Source organism: Sphingomonas sp. BE123 (assembly GCF_031456015.1).
Classification (GTDB): Bacteria; Pseudomonadota; Alphaproteobacteria; order Sphingomonadales; family Sphingomonadaceae; genus Sphingomonas.
Map to the genome: position 1 here is coordinate 187,109 of NZ_JAVDTW010000001.1, position 22,393 is coordinate 209,501.

At 68.4% G+C, this 22,393-nt stretch carries 22 protein-coding genes; 15 read left to right on the forward strand and 7 right to left on the reverse strand.

Annotated features, from left to right (window positions below):
- The first annotated feature begins 20 nt into the window (after window positions 1–20).
- From J2Y54_RS00745 to J2Y54_RS00760, 4 genes are all read left to right on the forward strand, one after another.
- A complete protein-coding gene (locus J2Y54_RS00745; protein WP_405052889.1) occupies window positions 21–1,442 on the forward strand; it encodes an amidohydrolase in 1,422 nt (473 codons plus the stop codon).
- Window positions 1,439–2,740, forward strand: a complete 1,302-nt coding sequence (locus J2Y54_RS00750) for an amidohydrolase family protein (protein WP_310036134.1) — start codon at window positions 1,439–1,441, stop codon at window positions 2,738–2,740. Before J2Y54_RS00745 ends, J2Y54_RS00750 begins: the two co-directional genes overlap by 4 nt.
- 83 nt (window positions 2,741–2,823) lie before the next feature.
- Window positions 2,824–3,396 carry a TetR/AcrR family transcriptional regulator gene (locus tag J2Y54_RS00755; RefSeq protein WP_310036136.1) on the forward strand — a complete coding sequence of 191 codons (573 nt, stop codon included), beginning with the start codon at window positions 2,824–2,826 and terminating at the stop codon, window positions 3,394–3,396.
- Between the two features lie 31 nt (window positions 3,397–3,427).
- The gene (locus J2Y54_RS00760) at window positions 3,428–3,769 is read left to right on the forward strand and encodes a hypothetical protein (protein WP_310036138.1); all 342 of its coding nucleotides are present in this window, start codon (window positions 3,428–3,430) and stop codon (window positions 3,767–3,769) included.
- A 71-nt stretch (window positions 3,770–3,840) separates the two neighbouring features.
- Here the strand turns inward: J2Y54_RS00760 and J2Y54_RS00765 are convergent, their stop codons facing one another.
- Window positions 3,841–6,327, reverse strand: coding sequence for an alkaline phosphatase PhoX (locus J2Y54_RS00765; RefSeq protein WP_310036139.1), 2,487 nt, complete (start codon window positions 6,325–6,327; stop codon window positions 3,841–3,843).
- A 164-nt stretch (window positions 6,328–6,491) separates the two neighbouring features.
- On the opposite strand from J2Y54_RS00765, the gene J2Y54_RS00770 reads away from it, so the two are divergent.
- The 3 genes from J2Y54_RS00770 to J2Y54_RS00780 are packed head-to-tail and all read left to right on the forward strand — an operon-like array spanning window position 6,492 to window position 7,896.
- Entirely contained in the window at window positions 6,492–7,019 is a 528-nt protein-coding gene (locus J2Y54_RS00770) for a hypothetical protein (RefSeq protein WP_310036141.1), read from the forward strand.
- A complete protein-coding gene (locus tag J2Y54_RS00775; RefSeq protein WP_310036143.1) occupies window positions 7,016–7,483 on the forward strand; it encodes a hypothetical protein in 468 nt (155 codons plus the stop codon). The genes J2Y54_RS00770 and J2Y54_RS00775 overlap by 4 nt, the downstream gene beginning before the upstream one ends.
- Window positions 7,474–7,896 carry a hypothetical protein gene (locus J2Y54_RS00780; RefSeq protein ID WP_310036145.1) on the forward strand — a complete coding sequence of 141 codons (423 nt, stop codon included), beginning with the start codon at window positions 7,474–7,476 and terminating at the stop codon, window positions 7,894–7,896. Before J2Y54_RS00775 ends, J2Y54_RS00780 begins: the two co-directional genes overlap by 10 nt.
- On the opposite strand, the gene J2Y54_RS00785 is transcribed toward J2Y54_RS00780, so the two are convergent.
- The 6 genes from J2Y54_RS00785 to gspG all read right to left on the reverse strand — a co-directional run bounded on the left by J2Y54_RS00785 (window position 7,897) and on the right by gspG (window position 13,390).
- The gene (locus tag J2Y54_RS00785; RefSeq protein ID WP_310036146.1) at window positions 7,897–9,072 is read right to left on the reverse strand and encodes a hypothetical protein; all 1,176 of its coding nucleotides are present in this window, start codon (window positions 9,070–9,072) and stop codon (window positions 7,897–7,899) included.
- 93 nt (window positions 9,073–9,165) lie between these two features.
- Window positions 9,166–11,217, reverse strand: coding sequence for a type II secretion system secretin GspD (gspD, locus tag J2Y54_RS00790; protein WP_310036147.1), 2,052 nt, complete (start codon window positions 11,215–11,217; stop codon window positions 9,166–9,168).
- Between the two features lie 19 nt (window positions 11,218–11,236).
- Window positions 11,237–12,022: a type II secretion system protein N gene (locus J2Y54_RS00795; RefSeq protein WP_310036148.1), complete on the reverse strand. Its 786-nt coding sequence runs from the start codon at window positions 12,020–12,022 to the stop codon at window positions 11,237–11,239.
- Window positions 12,019–12,375 carry a type II secretion system minor pseudopilin GspI gene (gene gspI, locus J2Y54_RS00800; protein WP_310036150.1) on the reverse strand — a complete coding sequence of 119 codons (357 nt, stop codon included), beginning with the start codon at window positions 12,373–12,375 and terminating at the stop codon, window positions 12,019–12,021. The genes J2Y54_RS00795 and gspI overlap by 4 nt, the downstream gene beginning before the upstream one ends.
- Entirely contained in the window at window positions 12,372–12,839 is a 468-nt protein-coding gene (locus J2Y54_RS00805; protein WP_405052856.1) for a prepilin-type N-terminal cleavage/methylation domain-containing protein, read from the reverse strand. Before J2Y54_RS00805 ends, gspI begins: the two co-directional genes overlap by 4 nt.
- Before the next feature lie 5 nt (window positions 12,840–12,844).
- Window positions 12,845–13,390, reverse strand: coding sequence for a type II secretion system major pseudopilin GspG (gene gspG / locus J2Y54_RS00810; RefSeq protein WP_310036154.1), 546 nt, complete (start codon window positions 13,388–13,390; stop codon window positions 12,845–12,847).
- A gap of 24 nt (window positions 13,391–13,414) precedes the next feature.
- Between gspG and gspL the strand changes: the two genes are divergently transcribed.
- From gspL to J2Y54_RS00855, 8 genes are all read left to right on the forward strand, one after another.
- Window positions 13,415–14,494, forward strand: coding sequence for a type II secretion system protein GspL (gene gspL / locus J2Y54_RS00815; RefSeq protein WP_310036155.1), 1,080 nt, complete (start codon window positions 13,415–13,417; stop codon window positions 14,492–14,494).
- Entirely contained in the window at window positions 14,491–14,988 is a 498-nt protein-coding gene (gene gspM / locus J2Y54_RS00820; RefSeq protein ID WP_310036157.1) for a type II secretion system protein GspM, read from the forward strand. Before gspL ends, gspM begins: the two co-directional genes overlap by 4 nt.
- A gap of 5 nt (window positions 14,989–14,993) precedes the next feature.
- Window positions 14,994–16,460 (forward strand): type II secretion system ATPase GspE, encoded by a 1,467-nt coding sequence (gspE, locus tag J2Y54_RS00825; protein ID WP_405052890.1) that lies wholly within the window; start codon window positions 14,994–14,996, stop codon window positions 16,458–16,460.
- Window positions 16,460–17,683 (forward strand): type II secretion system F family protein, encoded by a 1,224-nt coding sequence (locus J2Y54_RS00830; protein WP_310036161.1) that lies wholly within the window; start codon window positions 16,460–16,462, stop codon window positions 17,681–17,683. The genes gspE and J2Y54_RS00830 overlap by 1 nt, the downstream gene beginning before the upstream one ends.
- Before the next feature lie 84 nt (window positions 17,684–17,767).
- Complete coding sequence (locus J2Y54_RS16140) at window positions 17,768–19,855, forward strand: B12-binding domain-containing radical SAM protein (protein WP_405052857.1); 2,088 nt, start codon at window positions 17,768–17,770, stop codon at window positions 19,853–19,855.
- 125 nt (window positions 19,856–19,980) lie between these two features.
- Window positions 19,981–20,910, forward strand: a complete 930-nt coding sequence (locus tag J2Y54_RS00845) for a penicillin-binding protein activator (protein WP_310036163.1) — start codon at window positions 19,981–19,983, stop codon at window positions 20,908–20,910.
- On the forward strand, window positions 20,907–21,449 hold the full coding sequence (locus J2Y54_RS00850; protein WP_310036164.1) for a type II secretion system protein GspJ: 543 nt from the start codon (window positions 20,907–20,909) through the stop codon (window positions 21,447–21,449). Before J2Y54_RS00845 ends, J2Y54_RS00850 begins: the two co-directional genes overlap by 4 nt.
- Entirely contained in the window at window positions 21,446–22,321 is an 876-nt protein-coding gene (locus J2Y54_RS00855) for a type II secretion system protein GspK (protein WP_310036165.1), read from the forward strand. The genes J2Y54_RS00850 and J2Y54_RS00855 overlap by 4 nt, the downstream gene beginning before the upstream one ends.
- Window positions 22,322–22,393 lie beyond the last annotated feature (72 nt).

Sequence of the window (22,393 nt, forward strand, 5' to 3'; positions counted from 1 at the left end):
ACAGGGAGAAACAGGCGTTGATCCGGATCATCATCGGCACGGCGGCGGCGGCGACGCTCGCGGCGTGCAGTGCAACTGCGGGGGGCAAGCCCCAGAGTGCGTCGTCCGAAGCTCCGGCGCGGCAGGGGCCGGGCAAGAACAAGGGGTATGACCACAACCCCTATCCCTCGACCTACAAGCCCTATCCCGGCGTCCCGACGCTGCTGACCAATGTCACGATCCTGGATGGTGAGGGCGGAAAGATCGAGCGCGGCGCGGTCCTGTTCCGCGACGGCAAGATCGTCGAGATCGGCCAGAGCATCGCGGCGCCGCAGGGCGCAACGGTGATCGACGGGGCGGGCAAATATGTGACCCCCGGCGTGATCGACGTGCACAGCCATCTGGGCGATTATCCCAGCCCCGGCGTCGCCGCGCATTCCGATGGCAATGAGGCGACCGGACCGGTCACCGCCGAAGTGTGGGCCGAGCATAGCGTGTGGCCGCAGGATCCCGGTTTCAGCCGCGCGCTCGCCAATGGTGGCGTGACCACGCTGCAGATCCTGCCCGGATCGGCGAACCTGTTCGGCGGGCGCGGTGTGACGCTGAAGAATGTCTATGCGCGCACGATGCAGGGAATGAAGTTCCCCGGCGCTCCCTATGGCCTCAAGATGGCGTGCGGCGAGAACCCCAAGCGCGTCTATGGCAGCAAGGGGCGGATGCCGTCGACCCGCATGGGCAATATCGCAGTCGACCGCCAGACCTGGGCGCGTGCGCAGGACTACAAGAAGCGGTGGGACCGCTATGAGACGCAGGGCGGCGAAGCGCCCGCGCGCGACATGGCGATGGACACGCTGCGCGGCGTGCTGGCGGGCGAGATCATCGTCCACAACCATTGCTATCGCGCCGACGAAATGGCCATCGTGCTCGATATGGCCAAGGAGTTCGGCTACAAGGTCGGCACCTTCCACCACGCGGTCGAGGCGTACAAGATCGCCGACCTGCTCAAGGCCAATGGCACCTGTGCCGCGGTCTGGGCGGACTGGTGGGGGTTCAAGATGGAGTCGTACGACGCCGTTTCCGAAAACCTCGCCATCCTCGAGCGCGAGGGTGCGTGCGGCATGATCCATTCGGACGACGCCAACGGCATCCAGCGGCTCAACCAGGAAATCGCCAAGGTCCGCGCCGCCGCCAAGCGCGCCGGGTTCGTGATTCCCGAGGAGATCGCGTGGAAATGGGCGGCGATCACGCCGGCCAAGGCGCTGGGCATCGATACCGTTACCGGCAGCCTGAAACCGGGCAAGATGGCGGATGTCGTGCTGTGGAACGGGAATCCGTTCAGCGTCTATACGCGCCCCGAAAAAGTGTGGGTCGACGGCGCATTGCTGTTCGACATGCACAATCCCAAATTGCGGCCGGTTTCCGACTTCGAGCTTGGCCAGCCCGGATCGGGAGACGTCAAGTGAAGAAGATGCTTCTGGCAGCCGCGGCGATGAGCGCCGCACTTCCCGCCGCCGCACAGACGGTCGCGGTCACCAATGCCCGGCTCGTCATCGGCGACGGATCGGCCCCGGTCGACGGGGGTACCGTAGTGGTGCGTGACGGCCGCGTGGTCGCCGCGGGCGCCGGTGTGGCCGTCCCTGCGGGGATCCCGGTGGTCGACGCCGGTGGACGCTGGGTCACGCCGGGCCTGTTCGCCGGGTTCAGCCGGGTCGGGATCGTCGAGGTCGATGGCGTGAGCGAGACCGACGATTCGGCCGCGGCCGGATCGCCGTTCAATGCGGCGATCGATGTGGCGCCGGCGGCCAATCCCAAGACCAGCGCAGTCGTGCTCAACCGCGCCGAGGGGATTACCCGGGCGGTGGTTGCGCCCGAAGCGCGCGGTTCGATCTTTGCCGGTCAGGGCGCGGTGATCGATCTGGGCGCCGACATGGACGCGGTGACCCGGCCGCGCGCCTTCCAGTTCATGGTCTATGGTGAGGAAGGCGGGCGCCGGGCCGGTGGCAGTCGCCCCGCCGCCATCGCGATGCTGCGCAACATCCTGTTCGAAGTGCGCGACTATGCGCGTGCGCCAGCGGGCTTTGCCGATCGCGGCAAGGACGCGCTGCTGACGCGTGCCGATGCGCAGGCGCTGGTTCCGGTGGTGACCGGGCAGGTGCCGCTGCTGGTGCATGTCGAGCGCGCGTCCGACATCCTGGTCGTGCTCGGCCTGAAGCGCGACGTTCCGGCGCTCAAGCTGGTGCTGGTCGGCGCGACCGAGGGGTGGACCGTGGCGCAGCAGATCGCCGCCGCCAAGGTGCCGGTGCTCGCCACCGCGCTCGCCGACCTGCCCGCTTCGTTCGAACAGCTCGCCGCGACCCAGTCGAATATCGGGCGTATGCAGGCTGCCGGCGTTTCGGTAGCGATCGGCATGATCAACGATGACGAGGCACGCCAGGCGCGGCTGATCAAGCAATATGCCGGCAATCTGATCGCGCTGACCAAGGTGCCGGGCGCAACCGGCCTCGACTGGGGGCGCGCCTTTGCCACGATCAGCTCGGGTCCGGCCGAAGCGCTGGGCATGGCGGGCGAGTTCGGCTCGCTGCGTCCGGGGCGGCGCGGGGATGTCGTCATGTGGGACGGCGATCCGCTGGAAATCGGAACCGCGGCGGTGAAGGTGTTCATCGACGGCGTGGAACAGCCGCTGGAAACGCGGCAGGACCAGCTGCGCCGGCGCTATTTCGATCCGAAGGAAGGCGCACTTCCCAAGGCGTATGAGCGCTGAACGAAGGTGATTGCGTGACCTGTTCCGGCGGACCGCGCCGCCGTGCGGGCCGGCCCCGCGATCCTGCAAAATATGCAGCAATCGTGGACGCCGCCCGCGAGGCGTTTTTCTCACGCGGCTATCATGCCGCGACGGTCGAGGAGATCGCCCAGGCGGCGGGCGTTTCGAAAGTCACGGTCTATAGCCGGTTCGGCGACAAGGAGACGTTGTTCGAGGAAGTGATCCGGGTCGAAAGCAACCGCATGGCGGCGGCGTTCGATTCGCCGGTATCCGATCAGCGATCGCTGGAAGAGCAGCTCAATGCCTATGGCGTCGAGCTGCTGACCTTCATGTTCAGCGCCGACCATGTCGCGATCGACCGCGTCCTGATGAACGAGATCGCGCAGCTGCCCCAGCTGGCGCAGCGTTTTTATGATGCCGGCCCCGCGGTGTGCTTTGGCCGGCTGGCCGATGTGCTGGCGGCGGCGCAGGCGCGCGGAGAGATCGACGTCGACGATCCGCTGGTCGCCGGACAGGATCTGTGCGGGCTGTGGCAGGGTGTATCCGACCTTGGCATCAAGCTGGGGCTGGAGCCGTTGCCGACGCCCGAGCAGATCCGCGCGCGGGTCGAACGGACCACGCGCTTGTTTTTGAAGATGGTCGCAGCCAAATCATGACGGTCCGCGTTGAGCGGTGGAGGAGGTGGAGATGACCCGAACCCTGATCGTGATGCTGTGTGGCGCAGCGCTTGTTGCCGGTTGTGGCGGCGCGCAGCCGGAAGCGGACACGTCCAATGCGGAAGCGGCCAATGCAGCGGCGGTGCTGACCAATTTCCAGGAGGAAGTCGTCGCGCTGCCGACCCGTGCGCAGGAGGGCGTGATGCTGCGCGCGATCCGCGATGCGCGGCTCGATTGCCAGCAGGTGACCGAATTGACCCGCGTCGAGGACCGGGCGGGCAATCTGCGCTGGCGCGTGGTGTGCGACGGGCGCAATCCCTATGTCGTCGAATTGTCGGCCGATGGGACCGCGCGGATCCGCAGCCGGCGCTGACCGCGCGGGCCGCATGAAAAAAGAGAGGGGGCGGTCCGCAGACCGCCCCCTTTTCAGTTGGGGTTCACCCGTCAGAGCCCGATCACGCCACCGTCATTCTTGGTGATCACGACGACCGCCGAACGCGGGCGCGTTCCGGCCGGAGCCGAACCGGTGGCCTGGGTCGCCGGCCAGCTGCTGTCCGGAGCGGTCGGCGTGCCGTCTTCGCCCGGATGCTGGATGCCGACGAACAAAGTGCGGCCGTCCGGCGTGGTGTCGACGCCGGTGATTTCGCACCCGACCGGACCGACCAGGAAGCGCCGCAGCGTGGCGTCGGTCGCCAGCGCACCGCGCCGGGTCGCCTGGGTCGCAGTCGTACCGCCGCTGCCGCGATTGGTGATCGTCACGGTGGTGCCGTCCCACACCGTGCCGGGCATGGCGACCAGCATCTGGTTGTTGGTGCGGTCGGTAAAGGCGCCGTCATCGGTCTGGATCCACAGCAGCGGCTTGACCTGGCCGCCGGCATTGGTCGGCCGCGAGAACCACAGGCCGTCGGGGCTCGAAAAGTCGTTCGCTGCGGTCAGGCCCGAAATGTTGACGTCGCTGTTCGAGTCGGCCGAGTCCGCGCCGAACAGATAGATGTCCCAGGCGAACACCATCGACGCCGGATCGGCATTCGCTTCGCGCAGGCGCAGGATGTGGCCATTGGGGTTGCCATATTGGTTCGACGACCCCTTGACGTCGTTATAGTGACGCGGGTTCGCCGCATCGGTGCCGGTGATCGGACGCACCGAGGCACTGTTGTTGGTCAGGGTGAGATAGATCTCACCCGTCACCGGGTTGGTCGCGGTCCATTCCGGACGATCCATGCGCGTCGCGCCGACCGCGTCCGCGGCGAGGCGGGCGTGGGTCAGGATGTCGGCCTGGTCGGCGAAAACATATTCGGGGTCCGCGCCGACCGCCGGGCGGTTCGGTACCTGGCCGAACACCAGCGGGATCCAGCGACCCGAGCCATCGGCGTTGAAGCGGGCGACATAGAGCGTGCCGGCGTCGAGATATTTGTCGCCCATGGCAAGGCGGTCGCTCGCCTGTGCATCGGCCGCAGTCCAGGTCGCGTTCGACACGAACTTGTAGAAATATTCGCCGCGGGCATCGTCACCCAGATAAACGGCAAGCTTCTTGCCGGGCACGGCGTTGCCGAACCAGGCGCCTTCATGGCCCATGCGGCCGAGCGCGGTGCGCTTGCGCGGTGCCTTGCTCTTGTCATACGGGTCGATCTCGACCACCCAGCCGAACTGGTTCGGTTCGTTGCGCCAGTCGGTCGTCGCCGAACCGCCCGCAGTGGCGCGCGCGTCCCAGCGACGGAACAACGTGTTGGCGGGGTCGGAAGCCGTGACGCTGCCCCAGCCATAGCCACCGCTGCTGCTCGACACGCCATAGCGGCGCAGCGCCGTGATTTCGCGCGCGGTGCGCTGGGCATCGTCGCCGCTGCGGCGGAAATAGCCTGCCCAGTTTTCCTCGCAGGTCAGGTTCGTGCCCCACAGCGTGTGACCGTTGGCGCAGTTGTTGAGCGTGCCGCGGCCCGCCGTGCCATCGGTGGAATAGGGCGTGTGCAGCAGCGCCGAGCCGCGCACCGGGCCGTTGAACACGACCGGGGTGTTCGGAGTCACGCGGCGGTTGAATGCCGAGTTCTGGACATAGGTCCAGGCGCGGCCGGCGCCCTCGACCACTTCGACCACCGAAACGCCATGCGCTTCGATTTCCTTGAGCGCCTCGCCCTCCGGACGCGCGCCGCCCGGCGCGGTCGGACCGGCGGGGTGGAGATACTGGACGTTCAGATTTTCGTGGTTCTGGACGATCAGGCCGCGGACCGAGCTGTTGTCGTCGCGCGTACCGGTGGCCGACAGGCCGTACCAGTAGAGCGCATCGCCATGGTCGCCGACGCGGTTGGCGAAATCGGTGTCGGTGCCGTCATTCTTGTAGGCGGGAACGCCAGCGGCGATCGGGTCGCCCAGACGGGTGAGGACCGAAACCGAATAGCCGGCGGGCACGGTGACGACGTCGTTGCGGTTCTTGGCGATCGAGGCGAAGCCGAGCTCGGCCACGTCGACGACAACCTCGACGCTCTGCACCGCAACCTGCCCCGCGGTGTCGGTCGCGCGATATTCGAACCGCAGCGTCTTGCGCTCGTCAACCGACGGCGCGACGAACGACGGCGCGGTCGAGGTCGGGTTGATCAGCGTCACGGTCGGGCCGGCGGTCTGGACCCAGGCCGAGGTGATCGCGCCATTGTCGGTCGCAGCAGCGTTGAGCGTGACGACTCGGCCCGACTTGCTGTTGCCGCTCGACCCGACCGAAACGATGTTGGGGAAGGGATCGGAGCTCGACGCCGAGCTGTCGCAGCCGGCGAGCACCGTGCCGCCGAATACTGCGGCCGATGCCGCTGCCGCGCCAGAGCGCAGCGCCGCGCGGCGCGAATAACGCTGCTCGATCATGCCGTTGAGGGTCGGATTGGCGGTGGTGTTGGTGTCGACGTCGCCATCGGTATAGGCAAAGCCGTGCGCTGCAAGATCGTTCATGTCCCAGTCCCCTGACTTCCGGCGCCGCAATCGGCCCGGCCCGGTGCGGCTTGTGGGCGCGACATCTTACGGCGTCGCGCAACTTTGCTGACAAAGCGGTTGCGGCGGTGCGGCAGTTTGATGACGGCTGGGAATCGCCGGATCCTCCCGCTAAGGCGCGCGCGATGAGCGGTGTGCGTGACAGCCTGATCGACCGGCTTGGCCGGGCTGCCCGGCGCGGTGTCGAGCGGCCGCGCGACATTCGCCCGAGCCTGCGCGGCGCGGTGAACCTGCGCGATGCGCTGCTGATCGCCGCGATCGTCGCGCTCGCCCCGCTCGCGACGCTTGGCGGGGCGATGCTGCTCACCCGCGCGGTCGACCGCGAGAGCCGCGACCTGTCCGCCCGCGTGGCGGCGCGCGATGCACCGATGGCCCAGCGGGCCGCAGCACGGGCCACGCTGCACGCGGCGGCAACGAAACCGGCGCTGGTCGTGACGCTCGAGCGCATCGCACGGGTGCTTCCGATGGATGCGCGGCTGATCATGGTTGCTCGCGGCGCCGACGGGCGGCTGTCGGTGGAGATCGCGGCGAGCGACCCGGATCTGCTGCGCGCAGCGTTACGCGACGACCCCCAGCTGGCGCGGCTGCGCAACACGGCGCAGCGCCGCGGACCCGACGCGCGTGTCGTCGTGACGATGACGTCGGTGCCATGAACCGCGCGACGATCGCGCTTGGAGTGGCCGCCGGGGGCGTGGTGCTCGCGCTGACTGCCCTTCCCGCCGCGCGCGCGGTGGAAGCGCTGCAGCGCGCGCGGCAGACCCATGCGGCGCTTGCCGCCGACCTCGCGGCGCCGCCGCGCGCACCGGTACCGATCGTCGCCCCGGGGCTGGCCGTGGCCGCGCAGGACGCCGCGCAGGCGCGCGTGCTGATGGCGCGGCAGATACGCAGCGCCGCCGCAGCGGGCGGCGTGCTGGTCGAGCGGCTCGATCCGGCGCCGTCCGGGGCGGGCGTGGCAGCGGTGGCACTACGCCTTTCCGGCCCGGAGAAAGCGGTGGTGGCATTGGTCGACCGGATCGAGCGCAATGCGCCGCTGACCCGCTTCTGCAGCTGGAAGATCAGCGCGCTCGCCAATGGCGGGGTGCGGGTCGAAGGCGAGCTGGTGGCGGCATGGCAGTGATGCCGCAACGCTGGGTCATCCTTGCCGCAGGGGCCGCGCTGGCAGCGGTGGTGCCGGTCGTGGCCTTGCTGCCGGCCAGTCCGCGCCCGCCCGCGCCGCGCGCCGGGCCAAGCCCGGTCCAGCCGGCGGCGCTGCCCGCCGTGTCGCGCGTCTATGACCGGCCGCTGTTCGCTGTGGCCGAGGCGGACGCAGCGCCAGCCGACGCGCCGGAGCTGACCGGGATTGCAGGCCGGATCAACCGCGATGCGGTGGCGCTGGTGCGGTTGCAGGATGGATCCTCCCGCACGCTGGCAATCGGCGAGAGCGTAGATGGCTGGCGGCTGGAAAGCCTGGCCATCGATGCGGCGCTGTTCACCCGCGGGCGCGAGCGGGTGCGCGTGGCGATGCAGGACAGCCCGGCGCCCGCCGAGTGATTACTGGGCGCAGGTCTTGAGCGCCTCTGCCCGGGTGGTGCGTCCGCTGGTGATCCAGCTCTCCGGAATCACGCTCAAATTCTGCTGCGTGATCAGATACGAACCCGGGCGCTGGCGGTAGATGACCAGCGTACCGCAATAGGCCGCAATCTTCGGATAGGTCGCCGTGACCTTGACGAAGGCATAGCGTCCGGGATGCGAAGCGCCCTCCGGGTTGTTGACCCAGCCCAGCGTCTGCAGGCTCCAGCGTCCCGGCCTGCCGGCATGCTGGGTCAGCATGTTCGGGACGCTGAGCCATTCATCCTTCTCGATCTCGAGGATGGGCTCCATCATCGGCATGCCCGCGACATAGTCGCTGCGGTCGAGCAGGCCCATGTAGCGATCGGCGAACGCAGTCAGGTCGGCCTGATCCTGCGCGCTCGGCTTCCAGTCGGCGGGGGCGCGCTCATAGGGATCGGTTGCCGGGTCGTAGCAGGAAAAGCTCTGGCGATATTGGGTCAGCGCCGCGCGGCCCTGCGCATCGGTGCTGGTGAAATATTTGTAGCGGCCCATGCGCGCCGAGAGGCGGCCGCAACGCTGCTTCGCGAGCGCGGCGATCCGGTCACTGACGGATGAGAGCTGCGCGACGGGGAAGGTGGCGACGGTCGCCGCATAGCCCTTGCCGGGCACCGCTTCGATCCGGATCGCGGGCTGAACCGGCGCGGGCGGCGGGGGCGCGGGCGGAGCGATGGCGACCGCCTGCGTCGTGCCGCCACACAGGCGCACCAGCCGGTCAATCGCAGCTTTCAGGGTCGCAGCCGCACTGCCGGCATAGAGGAAACGACCGCGTGCCGGGAGGTTCGGCGCCATCACCACGACATATTGGTCGCCATTGGACAGGCGGGTCGATTGCACGCGGTTCCACGCAAAGTCGGTTGCTTCGGTCCGCGCCGGATGCGCTGTCGCGTCGATCTGATGCGAGGGGTAGCTTACCTCAAGACGCGTGCTGCAGCGCGTTCCGGATACCGAATAGGTTGCGGTCTTGCCGGGCAATGTTGCGCCGGACCCGGTGTACATCGGCGCGCGGACGCGTTCGAGCAGCGACTTGATCTCGGCCTGCGCGACATCATGCGCGGTCTGGGCGGACGTGCTTGCCGGTACCAGCGCGGCGACCAGAGCTGGAACGAGCAGACGCATTTGAACCCTTTCAACCGCACACGCCGCACGGCGCGGCGCCTTCATCCTATTCGACGCAGCCGCTTCTTCAAACGGAAACAGTTGCCGACCCGATCAGTAGATCCCGTCGATTTCCAGCGTGAGGCGCGGTTGCAGCGGCTTCAGCAACAGGTTGCTCGGCGAATTGAGGTCGAGTTCCTCGGCGCGCAGCCGCGCATATTTCGCCTTCGCGACCGCGCTCGCATCGGCGCTGTCGCGCAGGATGGTCGGCTTGAGGAAGATGAACAGGGTGCGCTTTTGGCGGGTCTCGCGGCGGCTCTTGAACAATTCGCCGACGATCGGAATGTCGCCAAGGATCGGCACCTGGCTCTTGACCTGCCCATAGTCGTCGGACGTCAGGCCGCCGAGCACGATCGTCTGGCCATTGTCCGCCAGCACGGTGGTGGTGATCGCGCGGCGATTGGTGATGAGGTCGGTCGCCTGGCTCAACTGCGTTGCCGCGATCGACGATGCTTCCTGCACCACCTCAAGCCGGATCGTGTCGCCCGCGTTGATGCGCGGCAATACCTTCAGCGTGATGCCGACATCCTTGCGCTCGATCGAGGTGTAGGGGCGGACATCGCTCGAGTCTGTGAGGATCGATCCGGTGACGAACGGTACTTCCTGGGCGACCACGAACTCGCCGACCTTGTTGTCGAGCGTGGTGATCTGGGGCGTCGAGAGCAGGTTGGACTTGGACGACGTGCCGAGCGCCTGGACGAGGATCGAGAATTCGTTGCCGATCGCGACATTGCCGGTGAAACCCTGACCAAGGATCGAGCCGGCAGGCACGCCCAATGCGGTGAGGATGGCACCAAGCGACGGTCCGGCGGTGCCGAACGAGGTGCCGGCGCCCTCGACGCTGTCGAGCACCGCGCCGCTGGTGCCAAGCTGGACCGCCAGCGCTTCGGCTTCCTCGCCAGTGATTTCAGCGATGGCGGCTTCGATCACGACCTGCGGACGGCGCACGTCGAGTTCGGCGATCAGCGGCTCAAGCGCGGCAATCGCGCTGGGCGTGCCCCGCGCGACAACGGCGTTGATGTCGGGTGATGGCTGAACGGTCAGATCCGGGGTCGAAAACCCCTGGGGCGTCGCGGTCTGCTGCTGGCCAAGCTGGGCCTGCTGGGCAGTTCCGGCGGCGGCAGCAGCGGCGGCGGTCTGTGCCGGGCTGGTCCCGCCCGAGGCGATCAGCCCGCCGAGCACACCGCTCGGGCTGCGCGCTGCACTGCCGGATCCCGACAGGCTACGTGCGACCGGGTTGGTGGTGGTCGCTTCCTGACCCAGCACGCCGCGCAACACCTCGGTCACCGATTCGGCGTCGGCATAGTTGAGGCGGAACACGCGGGTCATCGGCGTGGCGCCGCCGGGCGCGTCGAGCGAGGCGGACATGCGGCGGGCGTCGGCGACGGCGGCGGGCGAGCCGCGCACGATGATCGTGTTGCTGCGCGCATCCGCCGCGACGCGTGCGCCGCCCGATGCAGCGTCGCCGAGCACGGTCTGGAGCGCCTGCGCCACTTCCGGCGCGCTGCCGTTGCGCAGCGTGATGGTGGCAAAGGTCATGCCGCTGCCGGTGCCGTCGAGCGAGCGCAGGATTGCCTCAACGCGACGGACATTGTCGGCATAGTCGGTAACGACCACGGCGTTGGGCTGGGCCAGCGGTTCGACGCTGCCGAAACTGGCGACCAGCGGGCGGACGACGCGGGCTGCCTCGGCACTCGGCACGTTGGACAGGCGGATCATCCGCGTCACGAGTTCCTGCCCCGATGCCGAGCGCGACGACACGCCGCCGTCGCGCACCGCGTTGCCGGCAGGCACGATGCGCCACGCGCGGCCCGAGCGGACCGCGGCAAAGCCGTTGGCGCGCAGAACCGACAGGAACAGTTCCCACACCCCCGCCGAGGTCAGCGGCGTGGCGGAGGTGACGGTGACGCTGCCCTTGACCGCGGGGTCGAGGATCAGCGTGCGGCCGGTGAGGCGCGAAATCTGGTCGGCGACGTCCGCGATCTCCACCCCGCGCATGTTGACGACGATATCGGCGCTGTCGGCCTGCGCAGCCAGTACCGGCTGGGCGGTCATGGCGGCGAGCGCGAGGGCCAAGGAGACTTTGGCGGCGGTCTTGCGGATCATTTGCGGCACGGTGGATTACCTAGCGAGTCGGGATGGTCAGCGTCACGGGCTTTCCATCGCGGGTGATCTGGACTTGGACGGAGCCTTGCGACTGGGCGGTGGCGAGCGCGGTGGCGGCTTGCGCCTGGGTGCTGATCGCGCGGCCGTTGACCGAGGTGATGACATCGCCCTGCTGAAGGCCCGGGGGCGCGCCCGGACCGATCTGGACGCCACCGGGGACGGGCGAGAGGCCCGATACCAATGCGGATGACAGGGCCACCGAATGCGGCGAACGCGCTGCCGACTTCGCGGCAGCTTGCGTTTGCGCGGGAGGCGCCGGTGTGGCGGCTGCCTGTTGCTGTGCCGTGGTCAGCGATGGATCGGGAAAAGCGAGATACTCGATCCGGCCGGCGACGCGCAGGAGTACGCGGTCGCGCAGGATGCCCTCGATCGTGCCGCCGCCGGGGGCCTCGCCGACGCGGAACGGCTTTGCGGGTTCGCCGCCGACCTCGATATAGGCGACCGAGAGCGCGGCGGGAACGGCGGCGAACACGCCCTTGAGCTTGAGCGGGAGCGCGGTCGGCTGGCTGGCGTCGGTCACGCTGCCCTTGCCGAAGGGCGCGAAGGCGAGCGCGGGGGTGATGTCGGTGGCGACCGCGACGGGGCGCGCGCCCGAGGGGATCGTCACCGCTCCGGTGCTGGCGTGCCCGGCGATCCGCCAGGTCAGGCCGGCAAGCGCGACGGCGACCGAGACGATCACCGCGCCGGTGACGAGATCGAGCGTCGTGCGCGCCTGACGCGGCGAAAGTTCGGGGAAGCGGATCATGTCCGTGTGCCCTCCACGAACCCGTCGAGCGATGCAAGCGGCGAGCGCTCGCCCGCCGGAGTCACCTGGATGCGGACCTTGTCGATCGCGGGGTCTTCGGTGCGGGTGCGGGCGACATCGACCTCCCATTGCTGGCCGAGCAGTTCGACCTGGTTCTGCGCCGCGGCGGGGTCGGCGAGCTGGAGTTCGGCGAGGCGGTTTTCCGCCACCCACATTGCGGCGGCGCGACGTTCGAGGCCGCGAGTTGAGTCGACATGGCTTTCGACCGCGCGCACCAGGCCGACGGTGGCGATGGCGAGCACCGCCAGTGCGACCAGCGCCTCGATCAGCGAAAAGCCGTCGTCGTGCTTCACGATGCTTCGGCCCGGCTGGCGGTGGCGGTCATGCCGTCATAGCGGACGACCCAGACCTGCTCGCCATTGCTGATCGTGGCGTTGAGTGGCTTGCCCGACCCATCGACGCCCATCATCACCGGGGGCTTCACATCGAGTTCGACCGCGATGCCGCCGGGAAGGCGGTGGAAGGCGAGGCCATCGGACAGCGGCGCCATCGACCCGTCCCGGGCGACCGCGGCGAAACCGTATCCGTCCTTTTCTACGGTGAAGGCGATGATGCGGTCGCCGATCATCGCATCGTCGGCGGCGGCTTGCAGGCGCAAGGCGAGGCGGCGTGCTTCGGTCTCGACCGAGGGGGCGCGGGTGGCCGAGCCGATGCCAAGCGCGACCCCGCCCGCCGCGACGCCGATGATGACGAGCACGATCAGCATTTCGATGAGCGTCATGCCACGCTCACCGCTGCGGATGGTTGCCCCCCGCATGAAGCTTATCCGCCCTTGGCGGGCGTCTGGGCCGCGTCGCGCGAATCGAGATCGGCGTCGAGGTCGCTGCCGCCGGGCTTGCCGTCGCGACCTAGCGACTTGAGCTCGAAGCTGCTGCCGGTCGAGGTGTAGCTGTAAGGATTGCCCCAGGCATCGACCGGATCGGTCTTCACATAGCCGCCATCGGGCCATGCGGTGGGGAGCGGCGGCGTGGTCGGCTTTTCGACCAGCGCCTTAAGCCCCTGCTCCGTGGTCGGATATTGGCCATTGTCGAGGCGATAGGTGGTGAGCGCGCTCGACAGGGTGACGAGGTTGGTCCTGGTCGTGGTCACGCGGGCCTGATCGGGGCGGCCGACCACGTTCATCGTCACCAATCCCGCGACGATCGCGATGATGACGAGGACGACGATCATCTCAAGAAGCGTGAGGCCAGCCTCACTTTGTGGCACTGCGCGACGCTTGCCCTTATCGGAACAGACTGCCACGGTGTCATCGAACTGTTTCAAAACTATGCGCATCGCGGCCCCATGCGTCCCCATCGTGAAAGCCATGTTACAGCCGGAGCACCCCACAGCATGACCGGCCAAGCCATTTCGAGCGCCGCGGAATCCCGCGCCACCGGCGTATGGACGCTGGCGGACGGTCGCGCGATCATAGCCGAGCCTGATGGCCCTGCAACCGTCCTCGTGCCGAGCGAATCGGTGTTGCTGCTGCGCGTCGCGCTGCCGTTGGCGAGCCGGGCAAAGCGGATCGAGGCGCTGCCCTTTGCGATCGAGGACCGGATCGCCGACCCGATCGAGGCCGTGCACATCGTGCTGGGCGCGGAGGTGGCGCCGCAGACCTATCTGGTCGCGGTCGTGCGCCATGCGCAGATGACAGCATGGGTCGAGGCGGCGGAGCTGGCCGGATTGGGCCACGCCGCAATGGTGCCCGACGCACTGGCGCTGCCTGAGCCGGAAGCGGGCGCATGGTGTGCCGCAGTCGAGGACGGCCGAGTGCTCGTCCGCAGCGGCGACGGCACCGGCTTTGCCGTCGCGAGTGCGCTGATCGGTGCGGCTTGGGAGCGCGCGGGATCGCCGCGCATCTGGAATTGCGGCGCGGCGCCGGTCGGTGCGTTGCCGCAATCGCCCTGGGCGGGCGAGCGCGACGGTCTGGCGAACCCGGCCATCGACCTGCGCCAAGGCGCCTATGCCCGGCGTGCGCTGCGCGGGAGCAGCTGGAAAAAGCGACTGGCGTGGATTGCGGCAGCCGGGATCACCGCGCATGTCGTGATAGCCGCCGCCGATGTCGTGATGCTGCGCGTGATTGCCGAACGGCGCGCCGACGATGTGCGCGCGGCAGTGGCGCAGGCGGCGCCCGGGGCCAATCTCGCTGGCGATCTTGAGGCTGCGGTGGTCGGCATGCTGCCGGTCGCGGGGCCGCCGCCGGGGCGGTTCGTTCCGCTGGTAACGGCTTCGGCGCGCGCGCTGGCGCCGCTGTCGAGCGCAGTGACGGCGCGGGCGATGCGGTTTGAAGGGAACACGCTGGTGCTCGATATCGAGCCCGGCCCGCCGGATCTACCTGAGCGCATCCGCGCGGCGTTCCGTGCAGCGGCGGTCGCGGCGCAGGTCGGGGCAGGGGCGGATGGAGCCATTCGCGTGACGGTGACGGCATGAAGATCGAACGTTCCCCGACCATCGACGCGGCGATGCTCCGGCTGTCCAGCTGGTGGAATGGTCTGGCGCCGCGCGAGCGGGTGCTGGTCGGAACGCTCGGTGTCCTGCTGGCGGGCGTGGTGCTGGTGTTCGGGATCGTGAAACCGCTGCAGGGCGCGCGGGCCGATGCCATCGCCGATATCCGCAGCCATGAGACGCTGGCGGCGCGGGTGCGCGCGGCGGGAACCCTGGTTGCGCCGGGCACGCAGCCGAAGCCGGCCGACGGGGCGCCGATCGAGGCGGCGCAGGCGGCGGCGAGCGCGGCGGGGCTGACCGTGACGCTGGCCCCGGGCGGGGCGGGTGCGACCGGGCAGGTGGCAGAGGCCAGCTATGAAGCGGTGGTCGGCTGGATCGCTGCGGTCGAGCGCACCACCGTGCTGCGCGCGCGCCGGGTCGAACTGACCAAGGGCAGCGCGCCGGGCCGGGTCAGCGCGAATGTGGAGTTCGGCCAGTGAATGCCGTGACGATGGACTTGCCGAGCCTGCCCTATAGCTATGCGCGCAACCATGGCGTGGTGCTGCGGGTGGGGGCTGAGGGCGTCGAGTGCCTGCACCGGTCCGACGCGGCGCTCGATGCGCTGCTCGAAGTGCAGCGGATCGCGCCGGGGGCCGCATTCGTCGCGGTGCCCGATGCCGAGTTCGATCAGGCACTGGCGGCAAGCTATTCGGGAAGTGCGGGCGCGGCGGCCGAGCTGGATCTGGGCGGAATGGACCTGGCCGCACTGGCCGACAGCGCGGCGGCGATCGACGATCTGCTCGACTCCCGCGACGATTCGCCGGTCATCCGCCTGATCAATGCGCTGCTGCTCGAAGCGGTGAAGGAAGGCGCGTCGGACGTGCATGTCGAGACGCAGGAAAAGCGCGTCGTCGTGCGCTTTCGCGTCGACGGCGTGCTGCGCGACAAATTGGAGCCCCGCCGCGAGCTCGCGCCGCTGCTGGTGAGCCGCATCAAGGTTATGGCAAAGCTCGACATTGCCGAAAAGCGCGTGCCGCAGGATGGGCGCGTGACGCTGCGCATCGGCGGGCATGACGTCGACGCGCGAGTCTCGACCATCCCGACCCAGCATGGCGAGCGGGTGGTGATGCGCCTGCTGGAGAAGGGCTCGCTCAAGCTCGACATGGAAGCGTTGGGCATGAGTGCGCGCGACCGGGCGGTGTTCGCGCGGCTGCTCGAACGGCCGCACGGGATGCTGCTCGTCACCGGGCCGACCGGATCGGGCAAGACGACCAGCCTCTATGCCGCGCTGCACCGGTTGAACGACCGCAAACGCAACATCATGACGGTGGAAGATCCCATCGAATATGAACTTGCCGGGGTCGCGCAGACCCAGGTAAATGCGCGCACCGGCATGACGTTTGCCCGCGGGCTGCGCGCGATCCTGCGGCAGGATCCCGATGTCATCATGGTCGGCGAAATCCGCGATCAGGAGACGGCGGAGGTCGCGGTGCGATCGGCGATGACCGGGCATTTCGTGCTGTCGACGCTGCACACCAACAGCGCGGTCGGATCGGTCACGCGGCTGCTCGACATGGGGGTCGAACGCTACCTGCTCGCGCCGATGCTGGTCGGGGTGGCGGCGCAGCGGCTGGTGCGGCGGCTGTGCCCGAGCTGTCGGCGGCAGGATGTTGCGAGCGATGCCGATATGGCGTTGCTTGGCGCCGCGCTGAAGGCTGGCGACACGGTGTGGCGCGCGGTCGGGTGCGAGGCGTGCCACGGCGACGGTTATCGCGGGCGGGCCGGCCTGTACGAGGTCGTCGCGATCGACGATGCATTTCAGGCGATGATCCATGACGGCGCATCCGAGGCGGAGATCGAGGCGCATGCACGGCGCGAGAACCCGTCGCTGCTCGACGATGGCGTGGACAAGGTGCGCGCTGGCGTCACGACTGTCGAGGAAGTCGCGCGCGTGGTGAGGGACGAGGGCTAGTGGCGGCCTTCACCTACCGCGCTGCCGACCGTTCGGGCGCGCAGAAAAAGGGCGTGGTCGAAGCCTCAAGCCCCGCTGCCGCGCGGGCGATGTTGCGCGAGCAGGGGTTGCTTCCGCTAGCGGTCGAACCGGCGGGAGAGCGGCGGTCGCTCGGGAGCATCCAGCTGCCCAAGCTGGGTCGATCGGGCATGAGCGCGCGCGAACTGGCGACGGCGACGCGGCAGATTTCGACGCTGGTCGGATCGGACATTCCGGTGGAGGAAGCGTTGCGGCTGGCGGCGAACCAGTCGGAGACGCAGCGCGTGTCGGGCATTTTGATGGAGGTGCGCGGCGCGATCCTCGATGGGCGCAGCTTTGCGAGTGCGCTGGCGACGCATCCGAAGACGTTTCCTGAGTTTTATCGCGCGTCGGTTGCGGCGGGGGAGGCGTCGGGGAAACTCACCGATGTGCTCGGCCACCTCGCGCATTTCGTCGAGAACCGGCAGGCGAATGCGCAGAAATTGCAGCTCGCGCTGCTCTATCCGGGGTTGCTGGCGACGGTTTCGCTGGGTGTCATCGTACTGCTGCTGGTCTATGTGATCCCGGACATCGTCAATGTGTTCGTGTCGCGCGGGACGGATTTGCCTTTGCTGACCCGCATCCTGATCGCGGTGTCGGGGTTCCTGCAGGCCTGGGGGCTGTATCTGCTGATCGCTGGGCTGCTGGCGTATCTCGCGTTCAACCGCTGGGCGGCGATCCCGGCCAACAAGCTCAAGGTCCATCGCGGCTTTACCGAGCGCTGGCCGTTCAAGCGCTTTTCCCGTCAGCACAATGCCGCGCGCTTTGCCGGGAGCCTGGCGACGCTGGTCGAGAGCGCGGTGCCGCTGGTCGATGCGCTGCATGCGGCGGCGGCGGTGACGCCGAACCTGTGGGTGCGCGCGCGGGCGATGCACGTCGCGGCGCGGGTGCGCGAAGGCATCAGCCTGCGCGCCGCGATGGCCGAGGCGGGGGTGTTCCCGCTGATGCTGACCGCGATCGTCGCCTCGGGCGAGGCGTCGGGTAAGCTGGGTCCGGCGCTGTCGCGCGCCGCCGATGAACTGGACCGCGAACTCGACGCGGTGACGAGCGCGCTGGTCGCTTTGGTCGAGCCGATGGTGCTGCTGCTGATGGGCGGAATGGTGCTGATGATGGTGCTGGCGATCCTGCTGCCGATCATCAATCTGAATGATCTGGTGACGTTGTAGGGAACGTCAGCAAAGCCTCACCTTCCGCTCATGACGGTCTGCAGACGGGCTGACAGGCATCGCGCTCTGACACAGGAGTTCGCGATGAAGGTGAAGATGATCCTGCCCGCCTTGACCGAGGCGAAGAGTCCGTTCTGGCGACCGATCAAATACTCGCTGTTTCCTCCGCTCGGGCTCGCGACGCTGGCGGCATTCCTCCATCCGGACGACGAGGTCGAGCTGATCGACGACCATGTCGAGCCGTTGCGCACCGACGACCGGCCCGATCTGGTCGTGATTCAGGTCTATATTACCAACGCCTATCGCGCCTATGCGCTGGCCGATCTGTACCGGGCGCGCGGCGTCCATGTCGCGCTGGGCGGGCTGCATGTCACGTCGTTGCCCGAGGAAGCGGCGGCGCATGCCGACACCATCTTCATCGGCCCCGGAGAGCAGACCTTCCCGCAGTTCCTGAGCGACCTGCGCGCCGGGCAGCCGCGCGCGCGCTACAGCTCGACCAGCGGGCGGACGATCCACGGCATCCCGCCGGTGCGACGCGACCTGATCAAGCGCAACCGCTATCTGGTACCCAATTCGATCGTCGTGACACGCGGTTGCCCGCAGCATTGCGATTTTTGTTACAAGGATGCGTTCTTCGCCGGGGGTCGGTCCTTCTATGCCCAGCGGGTCGATGAAGCGCTGGCTGAGATCGAGCGCTTGCCGGGTCGACACCTCTATTTTCTCGACGATCACCTGTTGGGGGACCGGCGCTTTGCGGCGGCGCTGTTCGAGGGAATGCGCGGCATGGGGCGGCTGTTCCAAGGCGCCGCGACGGTCGACAGCGTGTTGCGCGGCGACCTCATCGAGCGTGCGGCTGAAGCGGGACTACGCAGCCTGTTCGTCGGGTTCGAAACGTTCAGCCCGCACAATCTGGCCGCGAGCAACAAGAAGCAGAATCTCGCGCGCGACTATGCCGAAGTGACGCGGCGGCTGAGCGATCTGGGGGTGATGATCAACGGGTCGTTCGTGTTCGGGATGGATGATGACGACACCGACGTATTCGACCGCACGGTGGACTGGGCGGTGCGTCATGGCGTGACCACCGCAACCTTTCATATCCAGACGCCCTATCCCGGGACGCGGCTGTACCAGCAGCTGTCAGCCGAGGGGCGGATCTTCAGCCATGACTGGGACCGGTACGACACCCGGCATGTCGTGTTTCAACCACGCAGGCTAAGCCCCGAACAGCTCAAGGCCGGCTATGACCGGGCGTATCGCGACTTTTACAACTGGCCGAACATTGCGCGCGGCGCTTGGTCACACGACGCGATGAAGCATCGTGCCAAGCACTTCTTCTACGCTGCCGGGTGGAAGAAGTTCGAGCCGCTGTGGGATCTGGTGATCAAGTCGCGACGGCTGGCAATGATTACGCCAATGCTCGAGGCGGTGTTGAGCAAGGTGTCCGGCGGGCGGGACCGGACGCGGCCGTCACAACTCCCCCGTGATGCTGGCCCCGCCCGGCAGCCCGGCGAAGGGCAGGATGCGCGCTCCCTCGGGCGTCATGCGGATCGTCAGTTGTCCGTCCTCGCTGAGCGTCGCGGTCATCAGGATCTGGCGTTGCTGGGCGCGGGGGGTGAGGCGGATTTGGGTGGTGGTGCCGATCTTTTCGGAGACCAACAGCAGCGGGGGGACGGGGACTGCGGCCCCGCCGCCCTTGGCGGTGCAGGTGCCGGCGTCGGTGGTGAGGCGGCCGTCGATGCCCTGGCTGGAGCCGCCGACCGCGATCCGGTCGAACTCGAGCTGCATCACCATGTCGCAGGTGAAGGGGAGGTTGGGCTGAAGCGCCTGAAGCAGGTTGGCGTGGCTGCTGCCGCTGACCTTGTCGAGCACGGTGCTGCTGAAGCCCGCCAGTGCGCGGCCGCCCATGTCGGTGTCGGGGCCGGTCGCTGTCCAGTCGGCAGCGAAGCCGAGGCTGGTGAGCGAGCGCAGTGGCGCCCAGTGCCATTCGAACTTGCTGCCGCCCGCAACGCCGACCTCGCCATTCCACACCGTCCCGGCGACCCCGGTGCGCCATGGGCGGTTCTTGACGATCACGCTGGCGGGCATGGTCGCGACCATGGCGAGGGCATAAGCGGCTATGCCCAGCACGACGAAGACGGTAAGACGCCGACGAGCCGACCAGGATGCCCGTGACAATGCCGCCGATTCGACGCCGTGCGCTACTGACTGCTCTGGGATCGGGGCTGATATTGCCGTCGGCATTGCTTGCTGGTCCCTCTGTCCTTGCGGCCGACAAGGTCAAGCGTGACAAGCGGCCGGTGGCGTTGCTGCTGCCGCTGAGCGGGCCGCGCGCCGCGCTGGGCCTTAGCATGCGTCAGGCGGTGTTGCTCGCTGATTCTGGGCCGGAACTCACTGCCTATGATACCGGCGGAACGCCTGAAGGTGCGGCACTGGCGGCACGTAACGCGTTGAAGGCCAAGGCCGCGATGATCCTGGGGCCGGTGACCGCCGAGGAACTGAACGCGGTGAGCGCGGAGGTCGCGCGGCGGGTGCCGGTGATCGCCTTTACCAACAATGCCGTCGCGCGCGCGCCGGGCAGCTTCGTGTTCGGGATCACCCCCGCGCAGGTGACCAGCGCAGTGCTGCGCTATGCCCGGTCGCGCGGGGTGCGCAGCGTGGTGGTGGTCGATGACGGATCGCCGTGGAGCGTTGCGGCGGCGCTGGCGGCGGGCAGGGCGCAGGGCGAGGTCGGACTGGACGTGCGGTCGCTGAGCGTGGTCGAAGGTCAGCCTTTGCCTGCTGCGGGGGACGCGCCGGATGCGGTGCTGTTGCCCGGGAGCGGCGAGGCGGTGCTGGCGGCGGCGCGGAACCTGAAAGGGACCGGCGTGCAGCTGCTCGGCACGGTGCAGGCGCTCGATCACCGCCCCTCCGCGCTCGAGGCGATGGATGGTGCGTGGATCGCCAGCCCCGATCCGGCTGCATTCGGCAAGTTCGCAGGCGAGTTCCGTTCGCGCCATGGTGCGACGCCGGGGGCGCTGGCGGCGCTGGCCTATGACGCGGGCGGGGTGGTCAAGGCGTTGCGCGACAAGGGATCGCTGGACGAGGCGGCACTGCTGGCCGAGACCAACTACCCCTGCATCACCGGCAATGCGCGGTTCCGCAGTGACGGCAGCGTGGCGCGCGAACTGGCGATCCTGGTCACGGGGGCGCAGGGCTATGCGCCGGTGGCGGTGAGCCTGGGGGCGTGAAACCGGCGCCCGGCGAGCAGGGGTTCACCCTGCTCGAACTCATCATCTCGCTGGGGTTGTTCGCGCTGATTGCGGTGGCTGGGCTGACCTTGCTCAACAGCGTGATGTCGACGCAGGAGCGGACCGAAGGGCGGCTCGATCGCACCGCGGCGATTCAGCGGACAATGTTCGTGCTGCAGAGCGATCTTGACCAGATCACGCGCGGCGCGGTGAGCGGCGGGGGCGGCAATATCGCCTTTACCCGGGTCGCCGCCGGCATGGGCGGGCCGCCGGTGCCGCTGCGCTATGCCGCGAGCGGGGGCGCGTTGGTACGCGCCGCGCCGCAGCCGCAGCTGTTGCTGACCGGGGTGAGCGCGGTGCGCTGGCGCTTTCTGGATGGGCAAAACTGGGTCGATCGCTGGCCGCCGAATGAGGAGCGCGCGGAGGATTGGCCGCGCGCGGTGCAGGTCGAGATGCAGCTGGCGGGGGAACGCGGGCCGCAGGGGACGCTGCGCCGCGTCGTGGCACTCCCCGCCAAGGCGCAGGACGAAGCGCGATGAACCGGCGCGACGACGAACAGGGCATGATCCTGGTCAATGTGCTGATGTTTGTTGCCATCGCCAGCGGGCTGGTGTTGCTGATGATCGGGCGCGAGGAACTTGCGCTCGACCGCGCGCTGCGCAGCCGCGAGGCGGCACGGGCGGCGGCGATCGTGCGCGGCGGCGAGCTGTCGGCCATTGCAGCATTGCAGCGCGACGCGCTGGCAACGCCACAGGTCGATCACGCGGGCGAGGACTGGGCGTCGATCGGGGCGAATGGCGCGGCGATCGATGGCGGGACCTTCGACCTGGCGGTCAGCGATGCCGAGGGGCGGTTCAACGTCAACATGCTGCGCAGCGGCGACGCGGTGCCGGTGATCCTGTTCCAGAAGCTGGCGCGGATCGCGGGGCTGGACGAGCAGCAGACGGTCGAGGCGATTGCCTATATCCGAACGCAGGGACCGGTCAGCGATGTGCGGCCGATCCGGCTGATCCCCGGTGCGGATCCAGCGGCGATTGCGCGGCTGGAGCGCATGGTCACGGCCTTGCCCGGCAAGACGACGATCAACCTGAATGCGGCGGATCAGGAGCTGCTCGCATTCCTGATCGGCGATCCGGTCGCGGCGGAGCGGATTGTCGCGATCCGCAAGCGCAACGGACAGATCACGCTGCGCGACCTGTCCGACCTGAAGGTCAGCCAGCCGCCGGGGACGGCATTCAGCTCGAATACGTACTGGGTCCGGGTGCGGGCAAAGATCGGCGACACGGTGCAGCAGGGGGCGACGCTGATCCAGCGGCGGCGGACGGCAGCGGGCGCGGTGACGACGGTGCCGGTGGCGCGATGGCGCAATGCGGCGCTGCCGCCCGAGGCACCGGCGCTCACGAGCGGGTGAAGTTCATCCGACGCTTCAGCCTAGCGGGCTTCAGCTCTTGTAATCGATGATATGAAGTATCATTTGCGCCCC

Excerpts from the sequence above, each read along its gene's own strand:
- J2Y54_RS00760 (WP_310036138.1), top strand. The coding sequence starts at position 3,428 with ATGACCCGAACCCTGATCGTGATGCTGTGTGGCGCAGCGCTTGTTGCC.
- J2Y54_RS00765 (WP_310036139.1), bottom strand. The coding sequence starts at position 6,327 with ATGAACGATCTTGCAGCGCACGGCTTTGCCTATACCGATGGCGACGTC.
- J2Y54_RS00770 (WP_310036141.1), top strand. The coding sequence starts at position 6,492 with ATGAGCGGTGTGCGTGACAGCCTGATCGACCGGCTTGGCCGGGCTGCC.
- J2Y54_RS00775 (WP_310036143.1), top strand. The coding sequence starts at position 7,016 with ATGAACCGCGCGACGATCGCGCTTGGAGTGGCCGCCGGGGGCGTGGTG.
- J2Y54_RS00780 (WP_310036145.1), top strand. The coding sequence starts at position 7,474 with ATGGCAGTGATGCCGCAACGCTGGGTCATCCTTGCCGCAGGGGCCGCG.
- J2Y54_RS00785 (WP_310036146.1), bottom strand. The coding sequence starts at position 9,072 with ATGCGTCTGCTCGTTCCAGCTCTGGTCGCCGCGCTGGTACCGGCAAGC.
- gspD (WP_310036147.1), bottom strand. The coding sequence starts at position 11,217 with ATGATCCGCAAGACCGCCGCCAAAGTCTCCTTGGCCCTCGCGCTCGCC.
- J2Y54_RS00795 (WP_310036148.1), bottom strand. The coding sequence starts at position 12,022 with ATGATCCGCTTCCCCGAACTTTCGCCGCGTCAGGCGCGCACGACGCTC.
- J2Y54_RS00805 (WP_405052856.1), bottom strand. The coding sequence starts at position 12,839 with ATGCGGGGGGCAACCATCCGCAGCGGTGAGCGTGGCATGACGCTCATC.
- gspG (WP_310036154.1), bottom strand. The coding sequence starts at position 13,390 with ATGGCTTTCACGATGGGGACGCATGGGGCCGCGATGCGCATAGTTTTG.
- gspL (WP_310036155.1), top strand. The coding sequence starts at position 13,415 with ATGACCGGCCAAGCCATTTCGAGCGCCGCGGAATCCCGCGCCACCGGC.
- gspM (WP_310036157.1), top strand. The coding sequence starts at position 14,491 with ATGAAGATCGAACGTTCCCCGACCATCGACGCGGCGATGCTCCGGCTG.
- J2Y54_RS16140 (WP_405052857.1), top strand. The coding sequence starts at position 17,768 with ATGAAGGTGAAGATGATCCTGCCCGCCTTGACCGAGGCGAAGAGTCCG.
- J2Y54_RS00855 (WP_310036165.1), top strand. The coding sequence starts at position 21,446 with ATGAACCGGCGCGACGACGAACAGGGCATGATCCTGGTCAATGTGCTG.